Consider the following 15,857-nt stretch of genomic DNA (forward strand, 5'->3'; position numbering starts at 1 on the left):
TGCTGAATAAAGAAAAAAGCCGTCTTGGTCTTGACCTTAAACTGACATTGACTCTGACATGTCATCATATTCTGTGGCACCAGTGAGGGGCACCAGTGAGGGGCACCAGTGAGGGGCAGCAGTAGGGGGCACCAGTGGCGCGCGCCACCAAGTAGGAGCCACAGAGGCCCTCCCCAGTAGGGATCAGCCAGTGGTGGATGCCAGTAGAGGATGTCATCAGTGAGGGAAGACGGTCAACGTTCACGTATGAATATTGTCACCCTGATGGTACCTTAATGGCACCCCGATGTCACTACGATGATGCCCCAATGGTGATTGCTCAGATCAAAGCCCAGCTGAACCGTCTTGTGCCGGTTTATAAGGTTGCCAACCTTAGCCTGGGAGGCAAGAAAAGCCCATGACCTGTGAAATGCTGCTGATAAAGGTTAAAGGTCATGGAGAATCTTGCTCAGAGGCTCTGCGTTTAGCTGAGGCCATCGGGCTCGGGTGGTGGATGCTCGCTTTAGGAAGTTCTACAATGGGTTTTTTAGCATCTTGCCCTATTTAGGGTCTTACCACATTTAGCACCTTGCCACATTGTTAATATAGGAGTTGCTAACATGAATAAGGCTATTTCCCATTGGAATTCTTGATAGGAAGCAGTTCGAGAAGGACTTACGGAAAATTGCACCTTATATGTTGATGGCGAATCAACAGCATGCACAAATTGATATTATTCTAGTCATGCAGGAGGAGCCTTCTGACCTCTATAGAGCAAGACGATGGAGAATAGGTTTTAGCCCACGGGTTTTAATTACGGCAGAACCTAAAAAGGCTCTGGAAGGCGTAAGGGCGGGGCCAGTAAAGCCTTATATCCTTGCGGGGGAACAGCCCATTGAGAGGGCTTTGTTAAGAAAGTGCTTTCTTTCTGTCGAGGTCTTGTTTTTTCTGTCATGGTCTTATTGTTACAACGGGTTTAGAAGGGTATTCCGAGTAAAAAACCTCTTCAAAAGGGTTTTTGCTTTAAAAGAGTTTCTGCTGTATCAGGCGAATGGTCGTACTTATTTATTGGCCTGAAAAAAAGCAAAAAAAGCAGAACGGTATTATTTTACTGGAAGAAAAGGGAGAGGAAAGAGAGTTTTCCTCTCCAGGCAATACAATCTAAGGAAATTTTTCCTACAAGAAGAAAAGTTTCGAGAAGAGAACTTTCTGTAGGAAGTCAAAGATAGTGGGATTTTTTATTTTCATCAAGAAACAATTATAGAAAAAATAGGAATATATGAATAAAAAACAAAAAACTCCCCCTTCTATAGCTAAGTCACTTAAGAAGAGGGAGGATGCGGGCTTATTCAGCCGGTGTATTTTCAATATCGGTAGGAACGTAGAGTTTATCGCCAGCTTCTTGGAATTCCTTTTTCTTTTGTTCAAGTCCAGCCAGGCGCTGAGCATCAGCTCTTAAGTCTTGGCTAATGCGCATGGAACAGAATTTAGGCCCACACATGGAGCAGAAATGAACCGTTTTGTGCTTTTCCTTGGGCAGGGTTTCATCATGATAGGCATAGGCCGTATCCGGATCCAGGGCCAAGTGGAACTGATCTTCCCAGCGGAAATCAAAGCGGGCACGGCTTAAGGCATCGTCACGCAGTTTGGCAGAAGGGTGCCCTTTTGCAAGATCTGCCGCGTGGGCTGCGATTCGGTAGGTGATGACCCCCACCTTCACATCGTGGCGGTCTGGCAGGCCAAGATGCTCCTTGGGGGTCACATAGCACAGCATGGCCGTGCCAAACCAGCCGATCATAGCCGCACCAATGGCAGAGGTAATATGATCATACCCGGGGGCAATATCGGTTGTTAATGGCCCAAGCGTATAAAAGGGGGCTTCGCCGCATTCTTTCTGCTGCTTTTCCATATTGTACTTAATTTTATCCATGGGGACGTGGCCAGGGCCTTCGATCATCACCTGGCAGCCCCGCTCATGGGCAACGGTGGTTAGCTCGCCCAGGGTTTCTAGCTCGGCAAACTGGGCTTCATCATTGGCATCGGCAATAGAGCCAGGGCGTAGGCCATCTCCGAGGGAGAAGCTGACGTCGTAACGGCGCATAATATCGCAGATCTCATCGAAATGCTCGTAAAGGAAGCTTTCACGGTGATGATGCAGACACCAGCTGGCCATAATAGAGCCCCCCCGAGAGACGATACCTGTCACCCGTTTGGCTGTAAGGGGAACATGGTGTAAGCGCACACCGGCATGAATGGTAAAATAGTCCACACCTTGTTCAGCTTGTTCAATAAGGGTGTCACGGAACAGCTCCCAGGTTAGGCGGAAGGGGTCTCCCTCGACTTTTTCCAGGGCCTGGTAAAGGGGTACTGTGCCAACAGGCACGGGGGCATTACGAATGAGCCAGTCGCGGATATTATGGATATTCCGGCCGGTAGAGAGGTCCATAATGGTATCTGCACCCCAGCGTATGGCCCAAACCATTTTATCAATCTCATCGGCAACGGAGGAGGTAATGGCCGAATTGCCAATATTGGCGTTAATCTTGACCAGGAAATTTTTACCGATAATAACAGGCTCTAGCTCGGGGTGATTAATGTTGGCTGGAATAATGGCCCGCCCTGCAGCAATTTCATCGCGTACAAATTCTGGGGTAATGAAAGAGGGAATTCCCTCGCCATTGCGGGTCACAGCGCCGGTTTGGGCACGCCCAAGATTTTCCCTGTGCGCAACATAGATCATCTCTTCGGTAATCAGGCCTGCCTTGGCAAATTCATATTGGGTAATCAGCTTTGCTCCTTCTCCAGTAAGAACGGTGTGGGGGGCAGGGCAGGCGGGAATAAGCTGATCTTCAGAGACAAAGCTGTTATCTTCTGGCTTGACCATCCGCGGGGAAGTTTCGTTCTGGAACTGGCGTTTTTTAAGCCAGGAACTGCGCAAGGGGGTAAGGCCCTTGGTAATATTGATTGTGATATCGGGGTCGGTATAGGGTCCTGAAGTGTCGTAAACACGTACTGGGGCCTCGCCAGAGCTAGCGGCAAGGGGAATTTCACGAAAAGGCACAGCCATGTCCGGGAAATCCTTCGGGGAGGAATAAATTTTATGCGAGCCACGAATGGGCCCGGTTGTAACGGTATGAAGCTGGTTGAGGATAGAGGAGAGAGCCGTCATGATCAAAGGTCCTGTCATTGGTAGGGAAACAACCTTGTTGCTTCCATATTGGGGTTTTTTACAGTGTTGATAAAGGGTTATTTGATGTTGAGGTTAAAGAAAAGATGTTCAGGTGAAGAAAAATAGAGAGAGTTAACTTTGCTAAGGTGTGGGAGCTAAGGCGTGAGGTGTTTTTGGTGTGCTCCGTGGGAAAGGGGTGAGTTTGGCGGTTCGTTAGGGTTTGAGCGTATTTCCTGTCTGGAATCATTATGCCCAAAATCACCATGCCCAGAATCGTTATGTCCAGAATCGTTATGTCCAGAATCGCTCTGTTCAGAGCCACTCTGTTCAGGGCTCGCATGAACAGCAGAGCTGGACTCAGCGGAGGGGTTGGGGCGAGAATCTAGGCCTTGCTGTGGGGGAAGGCTTAAGGCAGGCTTGTCTACAAGCTGGGTGGCTTTAAGCCATTCCCGCGCTCGTTCTTCGGGAGAAGGGTTTTGGGTAATATCACTAATGGCTGCCACACTATCGGCACCTGCTTTCAGGCAGGCAGCAGCCTGCTCACAGGCAATGCCTCCAATGGCAACTAGGGGCAGGGGGCCTACATGTTTTTTCCACTCCGTAATCCGCGCTATCCCTTGGGGGCCAAACGCCATAATTTTGGAAGTGGTGGGAAAGATTGGGCCCAGGGCTACGTAATCGGGCGAAATAGCCAAGGCTTTTTCCAGCTCAGCATGGTCATGGGTGCTGACGCCAATGGCAATATTATGGTGTTTGAGAGCTTGAATATCGGCCGTTTGCAGGTCTTCCTGCCCAAGATGCACAAAAGGTATCTTCAGGGTAATGGCTATGGGCCAGTAATCATTTAAAACCAGCTGGGCAGCATAGCGCTGGCAGAGGGCCAAAGCTTGGGCTGCTTGCTGCTGCATGATGGCCAAGGGTTTATCCTTCATTCGCAGCTGGATGAGCTTGACCCCTGTGGGAACAAGCCTTTCCACCCATTGGGCCGAATCCACTACGGGATAAAAGGGGGGAAGTGAGAATGCGCTCATGTAAAGGCCTTTCCCATAACGGGGGTAGAGGGGCTGGCCATATCACGTTGCTCCATAGGGTCTGCCAGAAAGGCAGCACGCCCTGCTTCTATCGCCTTGGCAAAAGCCTCAGCCATAAGGGGCGGGGTGCGGGCTTGCGAGACGGCCGTATTCAGCAAAATGGCATCATAGCCCAATTCCATGGCTTGGGTGGCATGAGAGGGCAGGCCAATGCCGGCATCAACCACAAGGGGAATCTTAGGGAAGTGCCCCCTAAGGGAGCGCAGGGCATAGGGGTTGTTAAGCCCTCGGCCACTGCCAATGGGGGCGCCCCATGGCATAAGCACCTGACAGCCGGCCTCAATCAGGCGCTCGGCAACGCCTAGATCTTCTGTGGTGTAGGGGAAGACGGCAAACCCTTCCTCATTCAGGATACGAGCCGCCTCAACCAGGGCAAAGACATCCGGCTGAAGGGTATCACCATCGCCGATGACCTCTAGCTTGATCCAGTTTGTATTGAAAAGCTCGCGGGCCATATGGGCGGTGGTTACGGCTTCCTTTACAGAATGGCAGCCCGCTGTGTTGGGAAGGATATGGGTTCCCAGCCCCTTAACCAGGGACCAGAAGGTTTCCCCTTGCCGGCTTGAAGAGGATTCCCGACGCAGCGAGACCGTCAGCACACTGGTTTTTGCGCGTTGGGCAGCTTCCGCCAAAATAGCCGGGGAGGGGTAGCGGGCTGTTCCCAAAAACAGGCGTGAGGGCAGGGAAACCCCATAGACCTTTAGCTCATCGGCCAATAAGCTGGGGGCTTGGGTTGCCCGCCCTATGATTTCCCTCACTCTTTCTTGGGCTGCTTCTCCTTTTCTGGTAGGTTCCCCGATATGTTCTCCGGTGCGTTTCCCAATGCGTTCTTTGGTGGTGTGTTCTTGGGTATAGTCTTCGGCACGTTCTTTGGTAGAGGGCATGGCAGAGGAAGGAGAAGGGGGCATTGTGGTTTGGGTCATGGTCTCAAAGCCTGTCATAAAGATTAACCTCCCTGCATGGGAGCAAGGATTTCTACTGCATCCCCTTCAGAAAGTTTTAGTGTTGTGCGGTGCTCGCGGCTAATGAATTGGCCATTAACAGCTGTGGCCACAAGTTCTGCATCATAGCCTAAGGTGTTGAGAAGGGTGGTCAGGGTCGAGGCGGAAACAGTGTGCTCCTTCCCGTTAATGGTCAGTATCATAAGGCGTGTTCCTCTAGCAGGTGCGAAACAGAAAGGGCTGTTTGCTGGGCCAACCAAGGGGCCAGCAAATACCCATGACGGTGCATGCCGTTGATATAAAACTGGTGAGGGGTTTGGTGAATGACCTTGGGGATATTATCAGCAAAAGCAGGGCGTACACCACTGCCAAGCTCCAAAATTTCAGCCTCACCAAAGGCAGGATGAATGGTGTAGGCCCCATTGAGCAATTCGGCTATGGAAAGGGCTCTGGCTTCGCCTGGGCTATCACTTTCAATCATGGTGGCTCCGACCATGAAAATGCCCTCTCCCCTGGGGACAATATAGAGCGGAATGCGTGGATGAAGCAGCCTTACCGGGCGAGAGAAGGAAATCTCCGATGTTTTCAGAAGCAGCATTTCCCCCCTGACCCCGCGCAAATCCTTCAACTGCTGGCGGGCTGGCAAGCCGCGGCAATCTATCCAGATATCTTCTGCCTGGGCGTAGGCGCTTTTTTGGTAATCCTCGGGGAGTTCGGTATTAAAATGAACAACACCACCCAGTTTAACAAATGTTTTATAGAGGGTGTGCATGGCCTCGCGCGGGTTAAGATGGCCTTCTTGCGGGAAAAACAGCCCCTTGCGAAAGCGGCCGGCCAGGTCTGGCTCAAGGGCGGCTATGCGGGCTTCATCGACCCATTCATACTCGCTTGTTCGGCGAGAGAAGCGGGTAAGGTCGGCCACATCACGGGGGGCTGCAAGAACCAAGGTACCATTTTGTTGGACTGAGCTTGCATGCTGAGCCCACCAGGAAAGGGCTGAAACCCCTTGGGTCACCACGATTTCTTCGGCACTTTCACGCTCACACCATGGCGCGAGCATGCCCCCTGCATACCAAGAACAGGTCGGAGCCCCCACAGTAGGGCCCCGTTCATAAAGTTCGGCCTTAATCCCTTTTTCGGCTAAGGCAACAGCACAGGTTAGGCCAGCAATCCCTGCCCCGATAATTTTCACACTCATGGCAAATCTTCCTTAACCAAATATTCCTTAAAAAGAGCCCATTAGAAAACTACCAGACTGTGAAAAGGTTTTGCGTCTTTGTCTGTGATCTGTAGCAGAAAAGCCTAAAGCAAAAAAACCTAAATCAAAAAAAACTGGGAGAGTGAGATTGGGGGGAGCCCTAAGGGTATGTAATGGGTAAGACATTTAACCTCCAGTAAAAAACCAGGGTGTTTTGTCAGGAAAGAATGCCTGGCCATAGGGTTGAAGACTGCCTGGCCATGTTCCATCCCTTCGCCGGCATGACCCGGATCAGGTTCAAAGGGTTTGGTTGGTACCATCTCAGCCTCTGGAATTGTCTTTTTGAAAAGAGCAAGAGGCACCCCTGGAAAGATCTTACAGTAACGTGAATATTGGCAAAGGACAATAGGAAACAAAATAGAAATTTGCCCTTACAGGGAGAAAAGAATATATTCATAAAGGGTTTGTGATGCCATGGCCCTTCTTGCCAAGACCTGCTTCCCTTGAAGCTCCTTTCCACAAAGCGTGGTGAAAGCTTGACGATAAGCGTGACGAAGGTTTGACAAGGGGAGGGGATGAATAAAGGAAGATCTTAGCGGATAAAGGGTTTTGGTTGCATAACGCAAGTGCTCTATTAAGTGCTCTGGCAGACAAGTGCTTTATTAGGTCCTTTGGTAAAAAGTTCTCTGGCAAAGAGTTCTTATAAGGGGTAGGGTGTAAGGCCATTGTCTGGCTAAAAGGCAAAAGTAGGTTATAGGGTTGGCAGCCTACAGGGGTTAAAAACAGCTTGCCCTATTGGGGGGTATGTTGGGATATTCTGGTTTGATATTCTAGCGAGAGAGGAGAGCTTTTTGGTATCAGAACGGAGTGTAGAGAGAAACCGGCTTTCGCGGTTGGAGGCCGCCATAGTTCTGGTCTTTACTGCTATAGCGATTGTGATTATGGTGTTGCCAACATTAATGAATGGCATTTATATCCTTGTTAAGGAAGTGTTCGGGGCTGTTTTGCTCCCTTTTGTTCTTCTCTCGACCTTGGGCGGAGATGGCAAGACCACCACTTATGGCTTTGGGAATGATGCAGGCATTTATTCCACAGCCCCAGGCTATTTTCTGCATAACCTTCTGGCAACCTCCTGTCTTGTCGCGGGGATCGCTCTCTTCTTTTTAGCAAAAAGAGACCGCGTCTACCCTATTACCCGTATTTCTGGTGTGGCTTTTACCATTCTTGCCATAGTGGTTGCTCATTGGCCAGCGTGGCTGGCGATTATCCCGGCTTTTTGTGTACAGTTTTATGAACTGCTCAGAACCATTTATTTTCTCAAATTTGCAGCTCCCCGTTTTGTAGACCCGCGTTTTGCAGACCCCCAATATCCAGATCCCCATCGTGAGGCTGCCCTGCATCAGCCTCCCGTTTCCTCCATTGAGGGTGAAAAAGAGCAGGAGTGATCTGGGTATTTTTTCATGATACTGGGTCTTTATACGGGGTCTTTTTTTATTAGCAGATGCTATTAATGGTAAAATTTATGAGGTTATAGTTAGGTGTCTATAGTTGGGCGTATTGAAAATGGACATTGAGCAGATCCCATAACCCTTAAGGCAGAATTTGAGCATTCTGGTCTTTTGGGGGACGTTGGAGCACCATTTATTTAGTCCAACTTTAGGAGAATAGCTAGTCCCGCGCTTTAGTGGGGAGCTGCCCTGGTTTTATGCACAATAGGGCGGCGGCCATTTTGTAGGGAGAAAGGCCGTAGAGGAGACGTTAAAGAGGAGCAAGTGGCGTGTAAAAGGGGGATATAAAGGAAGTATGGAGGCCCATAAGGTATTTTTGTTAAGGTTTTGAAGGAGTTTTTTAAAGTGGTATCGCATCGTGCTGTAGTGTTTGATATGGATGGCCTGCTGTTGGATACGGAAAGCCTGGCCATGGAGGCCTTAGAAAAAACAGGCCTGGCCATGGGCCATGCCACCCCACCTGGTTTTTATCAGGGAATGATTGGGGCCCCTATGGATAGGAACCTGCAGATGTTGCAGGAGCATTTTGGGGAGGATTTTCCCGCTGAGGCGTTTTTTCGTGCCAGTGATGATTTGTTTGAAGACTATATTGAAAGCGGGCGTCTTACTGTAAAACCTGGGGTGTGGGCGTTACTGGATTATCTTGATGAACAGGCCATTCCCTATGGGTTGGCGACCTCTTCTGGGCGCAGTAAGATGGAGCGCCATATGCATAAGGTTGGCCTTTTGCCCCGTTTTCGCTATACCATTACCCGTAATGAGGTTACACACGGCAAACCTGGGCCTGAACCGTTTTTAAATGCGGCCCGTTTAATTGGGGTACCCCCGGCAGAGGCCTTGGCCCTTGAGGATTCCTATAATGGTGTGCGCTCGGCTTTTGCTGCGGGTATGCCGGTTATTATGGTGCCCGATGTTTTGCAACCGACCGAGGAAATATTCACCAAGGCCCTGGCTGTTTTGCCAAGTCTGAATGAGGTGTTGGAAAAATTTCGGGCAGGTCGGTAACGATGATTTCCCCCTCCCATCAGCAATCCTCAGGGTAAGGGTTGAGATAGGCTAGGGTTGCCCAAGGTAAGGGGTATTAGAGGTGTGGTGGGTTAAAGGGTCATGCTGGTTATGCGAAGGAAAAGTGCTCTTTCTCGTTAACGGATATGAGAAAACGACTCGGGTAAGGCGCTAACCATTTCTGCCACACTCTCAGCATCTCTCACATTGAAAACATAGGAGTATATTGAGGCTAAGGGAGCGAGCTGCTCTTCTAAAAGCTTCAACTAATCACCCCTTCTGCCCGTAATGATAACAGACCATTCCTCCTGAGCAAAAAGCCGGGCTGCGGATATTGCCATTCGGGGCATTGCTAGCTATGTGGGGGAGAAGCTGATATAAAAAGATCTATAAATTATTATGAATCGGCAACGCGTGCCATGCGGGGGAGAAGCATTTTTTTGGTGGTGCGTTTAACTCGATGATCGGCAAAAAATGATAGCTGTATCTTAAGCCTTCTTTCCCACACTCCCATATGGGGTTTTGTATGGCAGCAAAGATGCTAAAAGAATATAATACCTTCTCTTGAGGGTTTAGCCATAAGGGCTGCTCGATATTCTTACTCGTGGGTTTTATCCCGAAGGTTTTGTGCTGAGAGATTTTATTCCGAAAGATTTTGTTCTGAGAGTTTGACTCTCAGGGGTTTTCCTTCCAGGAATTCTACTCCGAGAGGTTTTGTTATAATTTGTGCGTTTCGGTCTGCTGTTTTCTCGGCAACGGTACCCAACAAGCCCCAGAATAGAAAATCTGGAGTGGAAAACCCAAAGTGGAAGCTCCAGTGGAAGATCTAAAATGGAAGCCAAGAATGGCCTTTATCCCAGTCGAATTCATAAATCCAATAAACACCGAAATGATGAATACCATAATAGTAAAGGCGATCGCTATATTACTGATAAGTGCCGAGGATGACGTATTTTTTCTATAGAGATTTTTATAGAGAGATTTCCGTTATCACCACTACGAGAACTTTATCCATTCTTTGAGATCTGGTTCTAACAATTTTTTGTACCTTCTTTCTTTACGGGTTCCTTTACGGGAAATTCTTTTACAGGAAAAATGTCTAAACGGTTTTAAGACTTAGGTGTAATTTCGTTATACCCTTTACCCTTACGGGATTACGTTGGTGCTGAATTACCTTGTGGGAAGAGCTCTAAGGGTGGGAGAATTCTAAAAATGGGGCGGCCTACCTCTTGGATCTTCAATAGACCTATTCTCCCCATCAATACTCGCTCTTAACCCCTTGATTGAGGGATAAAAACAGATTGCAACAACGCTTTAGGGGCCTCTGATGGTCCCGTTACCATGGCTCGCTTTTTTCTCGCTTCAAGAATGATTGGGTAGATGGCTTTATAGGCGAGAATAGTCATAGGTGAGAATAGTCTAGCAGGAAATGTGGGAGAGGGGCCTTTATGCGAGAACCTAGTTTGAGGTGATAAGCCAACGTTCACTTCAACCCCGAGAAGGAATCATTACGAATGGTTGGGGCACGTACGGGGCGTATGGGGGGAGTAAAGAGAGGAAGCAGGGGAGTATAGCTTTATGGTTGTTTCACAATAGTTGTTTCACATGGGATCTCTTTTTTTATATAGCCAGCAGAATAAACAGAGCCACAAGTACGAGAGGCATATAAGCGAGCAGAAAGCTGATTTTGGTTAACTATCCAATCAGAAATATATTAACCTCGGAAACATATTAATCAGGGTAATAAGAAAAAATCAGGGTGATTAAGAAAAGCCATGCCGATAATCCATATCTATTGCGATAGAGCTGAAATAAGGTATGGAGGTCGGTGCTCTCCAGCAAAACGTTATTCAGGATTATGAGAGGTGAACAGGGCGGTAGAAGGGTGTGTCCGTTTTTTCTTGGAGGGAAAAGGGTTTTCTCCGCGTTGGGCCCGATGAAGGGCTGCGTAGAATTTTTTTTCAAAATTGCGGCATTGTTTGGAAATTTTTTCGTTCGTATCGCCAGTGTCGCGAAATATTTTGGCGCTGCGCCAAGCATAAGCTGGAAAATTTCGTGCGTAACAACGGACTTTATGCTTTATCGGCTCTTCTTCCTTTAAGGAAGGAATTTTAACCATTATTGGAATAAGGGCAAATCGTTTAAGGAGTTTTTTGGTGCTTGGGTTTTTAGGAAGGCCGTTTTTGGGGGGAGGCTTCTTTTTCAGGTTGCAGGAGTACCGTTGAAAAGCCTTTAAAGCGGGGACAAGCTTACGCCATTGTCGTGCTATGGAGCTACCCCGTATGGTCGTGCCGTCTTCAGCTAAGATAAACCCCAGATATTGGGCTTGCTTAAAGGGCGAAAAAGGACTCTTATACGGAGGAGTCTGGGTAATGGACTCGCTGATGGTTTTTCCATATTGGGTGATGTCTGTTTTATGTTCTGCGCATTGCAGCCCTTCTTTAGCCAGGAGGGTAAGGACCGTGTTGCGGATATTATCAATAATGGTGGTGGTAATGTCTTCCATACTGGCAGAAGGATCATGGGGGCAGATAATCAGGATATCGTCAGAATAGCGCAGATATAAGGCGTTCAGGTGGGTACAATAGGTTTTGAGCTCTTTATCAAACTCCATCATATACAGGTTTGAAAAGGCCGCACTAATGGGTGTTCCCTGGGGAATGCCGTGCCTTTCCCTGGAGTTGAGGGGTTTGTTGTCGGGTTTGGTGGGGTCTCGTGTTCCGGGGTTGGGGTAAATGGGTATCCCTTTTTCTTTTAACTCTTTAATCGTGCCAATAAAATTCTCCCGCCTTGACAGCCGACTGACAAAAGGTTCTGTGTTTTTTAAATCCTCTAGCTGTACAAAATGATACTGGCTGGTAAAACGAAACACACTGTACCAGTCTTTCGGAAGCAAGGGAGGAGAAGCCGAAAGGGTTTGCGGATTTGTTGAAGGGGCAGTCGGCCCCTGCGGAGTAAGCGGGGCAGGGCCATAAGCCTGTAAAAGGGCTTGAAGCCGGTGTTTGAGTTTTGCATGATTAAGGCTGCCAAAAAAATTCTTAACGTCGAATGTCATAATCATGGCGGGTTTATTTTCTTCTGCAAACCGGCGGGCCTGGGCTGCAAAATCGTTATTGGCTTTGCCTAGATTACGATAGGCAATAATGTTTTTATCTAGGTCTTCTTTTTTGTAATACTGGGTTAAAGCTTCATTTAACTGGTAAGCATAATACCCCAGAATGGCACTGTCTTTATGGGAAGGATAGCAGATTTCCCGCTCTTTGGGTCTGGAACGTCTTCGGTGGCGGGTTTTCTGAGTAAACTGGATAAGGGGGGAAAATTTATGCTGGGATACCTGAATAGGATCAGCCAGTTTTCTGACTAATTCTTCTAGGGCCTTGGGGCCTATAGGGCGATCAAAATGGCGGAAGGTACGGCCCTTAAACCATGCCGATAAGGAGGCTTGCTCTGAGGGGTCGACAGCATCCATAGCCTTTAATTCTCACAGTGAGAGGGACAAAAGCTTCCCCGCAACCTCATTCCCTCTCACTCTTCCAGATAGTCCCCAAATAAAACTATCTGGTAGATGACCTCTCAAGGAGGCCTGGCTTTCACTTCTCAAAAGAAGGCTACTCACCCGGGGTAATAGACTATAATAGTAAAGGTGATCGCCATGTTACTGACAAGTGCCGAACCCAATTACGAGTTGACAAGTGCAAGTATTGCAACAATCCAATAAACATCCAAATGATGAATACTAAACTAGTATACTCTTTCTATAGGAAAAAAATCAATATTTTTATTTCTTTAAAGATGGAACAAACCTTCTACCCAAGACAACCATCTTTTCAAGAGAGACCGTGCATTTTTCAATATTTTACAAGCGTATTTCAGAAAAAAGGCTCAGTAGATTTCCCAATTTTGAGGTTTCTCAGTTTTGCTAGACATCCGCCAAACATCCTTTCTAGAAATAGGCTCACGGTTGGTAACGGCTGCGGCAATAGTGGTGGGGTTCTTTTGCTGCAGGGGAGTAAAATTATGTACCCAGTCCGCCTGAAGTAAAGCATGATCAGTTGTCGTGGCCAGTAAAGGCGTACTAAGCCGGTGTAAGCCTGCAAGAACGCAGGAAGAAATGTGAATAAACAAAACAGCTCCCCAAAAAGGAGAGCTGTTTTGTTAGTTTAGTTCTGATGAGAAGGACGTATTAAGGCTTTGCAGCTTCTTTTTGGTCCTCATCAGGGAGGGCATAGGCAACCACATAGTCACCAATTTTGGTTCCAAATGAACCGTGTCCGCCATCCGCAGTCAGGATATATTGTCTACCCTCATGTGAATAGGACATAGGGGTTGATTGCCCACCTGCTGGAAGGCGATCTTCCCAGAGAACCTTTCCTGTGGTGACATCATAGGCACGGATATAGTAATCCATAGTAGAAGTCAGGAAAGCTACGCCACCGGCTGTAACAAGCGGGCCACCCAGGCTTGGCACCCCAAGCTTGAAGGGGATAGGCAGTGGGGCTACGTCACGGATGGTGCCGTTCCGATGCATCCACATAATCTTATGGGTTTTCAAATCAATCCCAGCCATATAGCCCCAAGCGGGTTTTTTACAGGGAATTCCCAAAGGTGAAAGGAAAGCATTAAGAGTAACAGCATAAGGTGTGCCATACATGGGCTGTAAGCCATTTTCCATACCAGCCCCTTTTGCATCTTTGGGGGGTTCAGAGGGGTTACCAGGCCCACGGGGAATCAAGCGAGAGACGAACGGTATGGCGATAGGGTTGGCAATAGCAATTTGTCTTACAGGGTCAATAGCAATGCCGCCCCATTCAAACATGCCCAGGTTGCCTGGGAATACCAGGGTTCCCTGTTCTGAAGGAGGTGTGAAGGTGCCTTCATAACGCAGCCGATGGAACATGATGCGGCAAACCATCTGATCAAACATGCTGGCTCCCCACATATCAGCACCTGTGAGTTTTTTCTCTGGGCGGAAGGTCAGCTCAGAGAAAGGCTGTGTTGGTGAGGAGAAGTCCCCTTTAGCAGCGCCTTGAGGAACAGGGCGTTCCGGGCTTGGTACAATAGGCTGGCCACTTCTACGATCCAGCACAAAAATGTTACCGGTTTTGGCGGGAACATAGATAGCGGGAATGATCCCGTTCTCAGTTTTAATGTCAGCCAAGCTTGGCTGAGAGGGAAGGTCCATATCCCAAAGGTCATGATGAACCGTTTGGTAAGACCATGCCAATTTTCCCGTATCAATATGCAGGGCCACTAGGGAGCTTGCATAGCGTTCGGAGTTTTTATCACGGTTTCCACCCCAGATATCAGGAGTTTGTACACCCATGGGGATGTAGACCAGGCCAAGATTTTCATCAACTGATGAGGTAATCCAGGAGTTAGGAGAGTTAGGAGAGTAGTTGTGGGTGGCAGAAGGCATCTGATTAGGGTCAGGGTTGCCAGAGTCAAACACCCAGAGCAATTTGCCGTTATAGATATCATACCCACGGATAACCCCAGAAGGCTCATGGGAAGAGTAGTTATCAGTAACAGCAGAGGATACGATCAGCACTTTATCTGTGACAACAGGCGGAGATGTTGGGATCAACTCTCCCAGTGTTTTGACAGGCATATATTCGTAGAGGTTAAGCTCTCCATCTTTACCGAAGCCTGTGCATTTAGCTCCTGTATCGGCATCAAGGGCGATCATGCGGCCGTCATTAACGGGCACGAAGATGCGCTTTGTGCATTCCTGTGGGGCCTTGGTGCCTGTAACATCTACGGCATCGGCTTTGGTTTCATGGTAGGAAACCCCGCGGCAGGTGAGATGCTGGAAGGTAGGGTTATCATTAACCTTGGGGTCGAACTTCCATTTAACCTTTCCTGTGCCAGGGTCAAGGGCATAAACCCATTGGTGTTGGGTACAGAAATAGAGCGTGTTGTTAACCTTTAGGGGGGTAACCTCGAAGGTGGTCTCGCCTGGGTCATTGGGGCCGGGCAGATCTCCGGTGCGGAAGGTCCAGGCAACTTTCAGCTTATGGGCGTTGTCTGGGGTGATCTGGGTAAGGGGGGAGAATCGGTCTCCAAAGCCCGTGCGGCCATAAGCGATCCAGTCTCCATCGGCGATGGTTTTAGCATCTTGCTGGGGCTGGGCATCGGCAGCCACAGGGGGCAATTGCCCGGCGACATCTTGTGGGTCTTCGAACAGGGCGATGGCCAGAACAATGGCATATAAGAAGAGTGAGCCGAATGTGATGGCAGCACCGGGCTTTCTTCCACGTCCGAAATGTTTTATAACGAAAGGCAGGATGAGCCAAACCCCAAAAAAGGCCAGGATATCAAGCCGTGGGGCTAGTGCCCAGAAATCGAGCCCTGTTTCATAGACGGCCCATATCAGTGTGCCGATTAAAACGGCGCTATAAAGGAAATAGGCATAGGCATTTTGCCGGAAAAGCAAAAAGGCTGTTACCAGCAATGCAAGGCCAGTAATAAGGTAATAGGCAGTTCCATTTAAGGAAACAAGATAACCCCCTCCGATAATCAGAAGGGCGGCTATGAGTGCGCATGCAATGGCCGTTAGTGTGACCAGTAAGCTGCGCGGCGGAGGTGTGTTTATATTCATATATCCATCTACATCTTGTACTTGGTGTTGTTTACAGAGAGCTGATAGAAAAATGTGCAGACCGCATGCAACATTTTATTTGTGCGCCATTATAGGATAAGAAACGAGATAACATTAAGTAAAAACTCGGCAATTTTTATTTTTATTAGGGTAATGATGCTTCTTTACAATAGATAAAGTGCGAATAGAAAAGATATTTCCTCCTTATTGAGAACAGCTTGGCAGATAAAAAAGGCCCGCAAGTGTGTTCAGAGCCCATTTTGGACGCGTTCTGGATGCATTTTGGGCATGTTCTGGGTGTGTTTTGGCAGTAAGGGCTATGAAGGTTAGGTCAGGGAAATATTCTTCTTGCAGAAGTTTTATAAGTT

11 protein-coding genes, 1 pseudogene and 1 riboswitch are annotated in these 15,857 nt (G+C 48.3%); of the genes and pseudogenes, 4 read left to right on the forward strand and 8 right to left on the reverse strand.

Annotated features, from left to right (window positions below):
- Positions 1–275: 275 nt before the first annotated feature.
- Both JGUZn3_RS12620 and JGUZn3_RS05755 read left to right on the forward strand, forming a co-directional pair.
- Entirely contained in the window at positions 276–401 is a 126-nt protein-coding gene (locus JGUZn3_RS12620; protein WP_275402859.1) for a hypothetical protein, read from the forward strand.
- Between the two features lie 274 nt (positions 402–675).
- Positions 676–1,056: a hypothetical protein gene (locus tag JGUZn3_RS05755; protein ID WP_203414688.1), complete on the forward strand. Its 381-nt coding sequence runs from the start codon at positions 676–678 to the stop codon at positions 1,054–1,056.
- Between the two features lie 268 nt (positions 1,057–1,324).
- On the opposite strand, the gene thiC is transcribed toward JGUZn3_RS05755, so the two are convergent.
- From thiC to thiO, 5 genes and pseudogenes are all read right to left on the reverse strand, one after another.
- A complete protein-coding gene (gene thiC, locus JGUZn3_RS05760; RefSeq protein ID WP_408871760.1) occupies positions 1,325–3,166 on the reverse strand; it encodes a phosphomethylpyrimidine synthase ThiC in 1,842 nt (613 codons plus the stop codon).
- 410 nt (positions 3,167–3,576) lie between these two features.
- Positions 3,577–4,179: pseudogene (locus JGUZn3_RS05765) on the reverse strand (thiamine phosphate synthase); the annotation flags it as partial.
- The gene (locus tag JGUZn3_RS05770; protein ID WP_238996948.1) at positions 4,176–4,955 is read right to left on the reverse strand and encodes a thiazole synthase; all 780 of its coding nucleotides are present in this window, start codon (positions 4,953–4,955) and stop codon (positions 4,176–4,178) included. The pseudogene JGUZn3_RS05765 and the gene JGUZn3_RS05770, both read right to left, overlap by 4 nt.
- 230 nt (positions 4,956–5,185) lie before the next feature.
- Positions 5,186–5,383: a sulfur carrier protein ThiS gene (gene thiS, locus JGUZn3_RS05775; protein ID WP_203414690.1), complete on the reverse strand. Its 198-nt coding sequence runs from the start codon at positions 5,381–5,383 to the stop codon at positions 5,186–5,188.
- Positions 5,380–6,378, reverse strand: a complete 999-nt coding sequence (thiO, locus tag JGUZn3_RS05780; protein ID WP_203414691.1) for a glycine oxidase ThiO — start codon at positions 6,376–6,378, stop codon at positions 5,380–5,382. Before thiO ends, thiS begins: the two co-directional genes overlap by 4 nt.
- 250 nt (positions 6,379–6,628) lie before the next feature.
- Positions 6,629–6,754, reverse strand: a riboswitch (TPP riboswitch).
- A 475-nt stretch (positions 6,755–7,229) separates the two neighbouring features.
- On the opposite strand from thiO, the gene JGUZn3_RS05785 reads away from it, so the two are divergent.
- Both JGUZn3_RS05785 and JGUZn3_RS05790 read left to right on the forward strand, forming a co-directional pair.
- Positions 7,230–7,823 carry a hypothetical protein gene (locus tag JGUZn3_RS05785; RefSeq protein WP_203414692.1) on the forward strand — a complete coding sequence of 198 codons (594 nt, stop codon included), beginning with the start codon at positions 7,230–7,232 and terminating at the stop codon, positions 7,821–7,823.
- Positions 7,824–8,231: 408 nt separating this feature from the next.
- Positions 8,232–8,891, forward strand: a complete 660-nt coding sequence (locus JGUZn3_RS05790; protein ID WP_238996916.1) for an HAD family hydrolase — start codon at positions 8,232–8,234, stop codon at positions 8,889–8,891.
- Positions 8,892–10,737: 1,846 nt separating this feature from the next.
- On the opposite strand, the gene JGUZn3_RS05795 is transcribed toward JGUZn3_RS05790, so the two are convergent.
- The 3 genes from JGUZn3_RS05795 to JGUZn3_RS05805 form a co-directional block, all read right to left on the reverse strand.
- The gene (locus JGUZn3_RS05795) at positions 10,738–12,360 is read right to left on the reverse strand and encodes a reverse transcriptase domain-containing protein (protein WP_203414693.1); all 1,623 of its coding nucleotides are present in this window, start codon (positions 12,358–12,360) and stop codon (positions 10,738–10,740) included.
- Between the two features lie 413 nt (positions 12,361–12,773).
- The gene (locus tag JGUZn3_RS05800; protein ID WP_203414694.1) at positions 12,774–13,016 is read right to left on the reverse strand and encodes a hypothetical protein; all 243 of its coding nucleotides are present in this window, start codon (positions 13,014–13,016) and stop codon (positions 12,774–12,776) included.
- 58 nt (positions 13,017–13,074) lie between these two features.
- Positions 13,075–15,489 carry a glucose/quinate/shikimate family membrane-bound PQQ-dependent dehydrogenase gene (locus tag JGUZn3_RS05805; protein ID WP_203414695.1) on the reverse strand — a complete coding sequence of 805 codons (2,415 nt, stop codon included), beginning with the start codon at positions 15,487–15,489 and terminating at the stop codon, positions 13,075–13,077.
- Positions 15,490–15,857: the final 368 nt, after the last annotated feature.

This window comes from Entomobacter blattae, from assembly GCF_014672835.1.
Classification (GTDB): Bacteria; Pseudomonadota; Alphaproteobacteria; order Acetobacterales; family Acetobacteraceae; genus Entomobacter; species Entomobacter blattae.

Coding starts and splice junctions, on each gene's coding strand:
- JGUZn3_RS12620 (WP_275402859.1), top strand. CDS start 276: ATGGCACCCCGATGTCACTACGATGATGCCCCAATGGTGATTGCTCAG.
- JGUZn3_RS05755 (WP_203414688.1), top strand. CDS start 676: ATGTTGATGGCGAATCAACAGCATGCACAAATTGATATTATTCTAGTC.
- thiC (WP_408871760.1), bottom strand. CDS start 3,166: ATGACAGGACCTTTGATCATGACGGCTCTCTCCTCTATCCTCAACCAG.
- thiS (WP_203414690.1), bottom strand. CDS start 5,383: ATGATACTGACCATTAACGGGAAGGAGCACACTGTTTCCGCCTCGACC.
- thiO (WP_203414691.1), bottom strand. CDS start 6,378: ATGAGTGTGAAAATTATCGGGGCAGGGATTGCTGGCCTAACCTGTGCT.
- JGUZn3_RS05795 (WP_203414693.1), bottom strand. CDS start 12,360: ATGGATGCTGTCGACCCCTCAGAGCAAGCCTCCTTATCGGCATGGTTT.
- JGUZn3_RS05805 (WP_203414695.1), bottom strand. CDS start 15,489: ATGAATATAAACACACCTCCGCCGCGCAGCTTACTGGTCACACTAACG.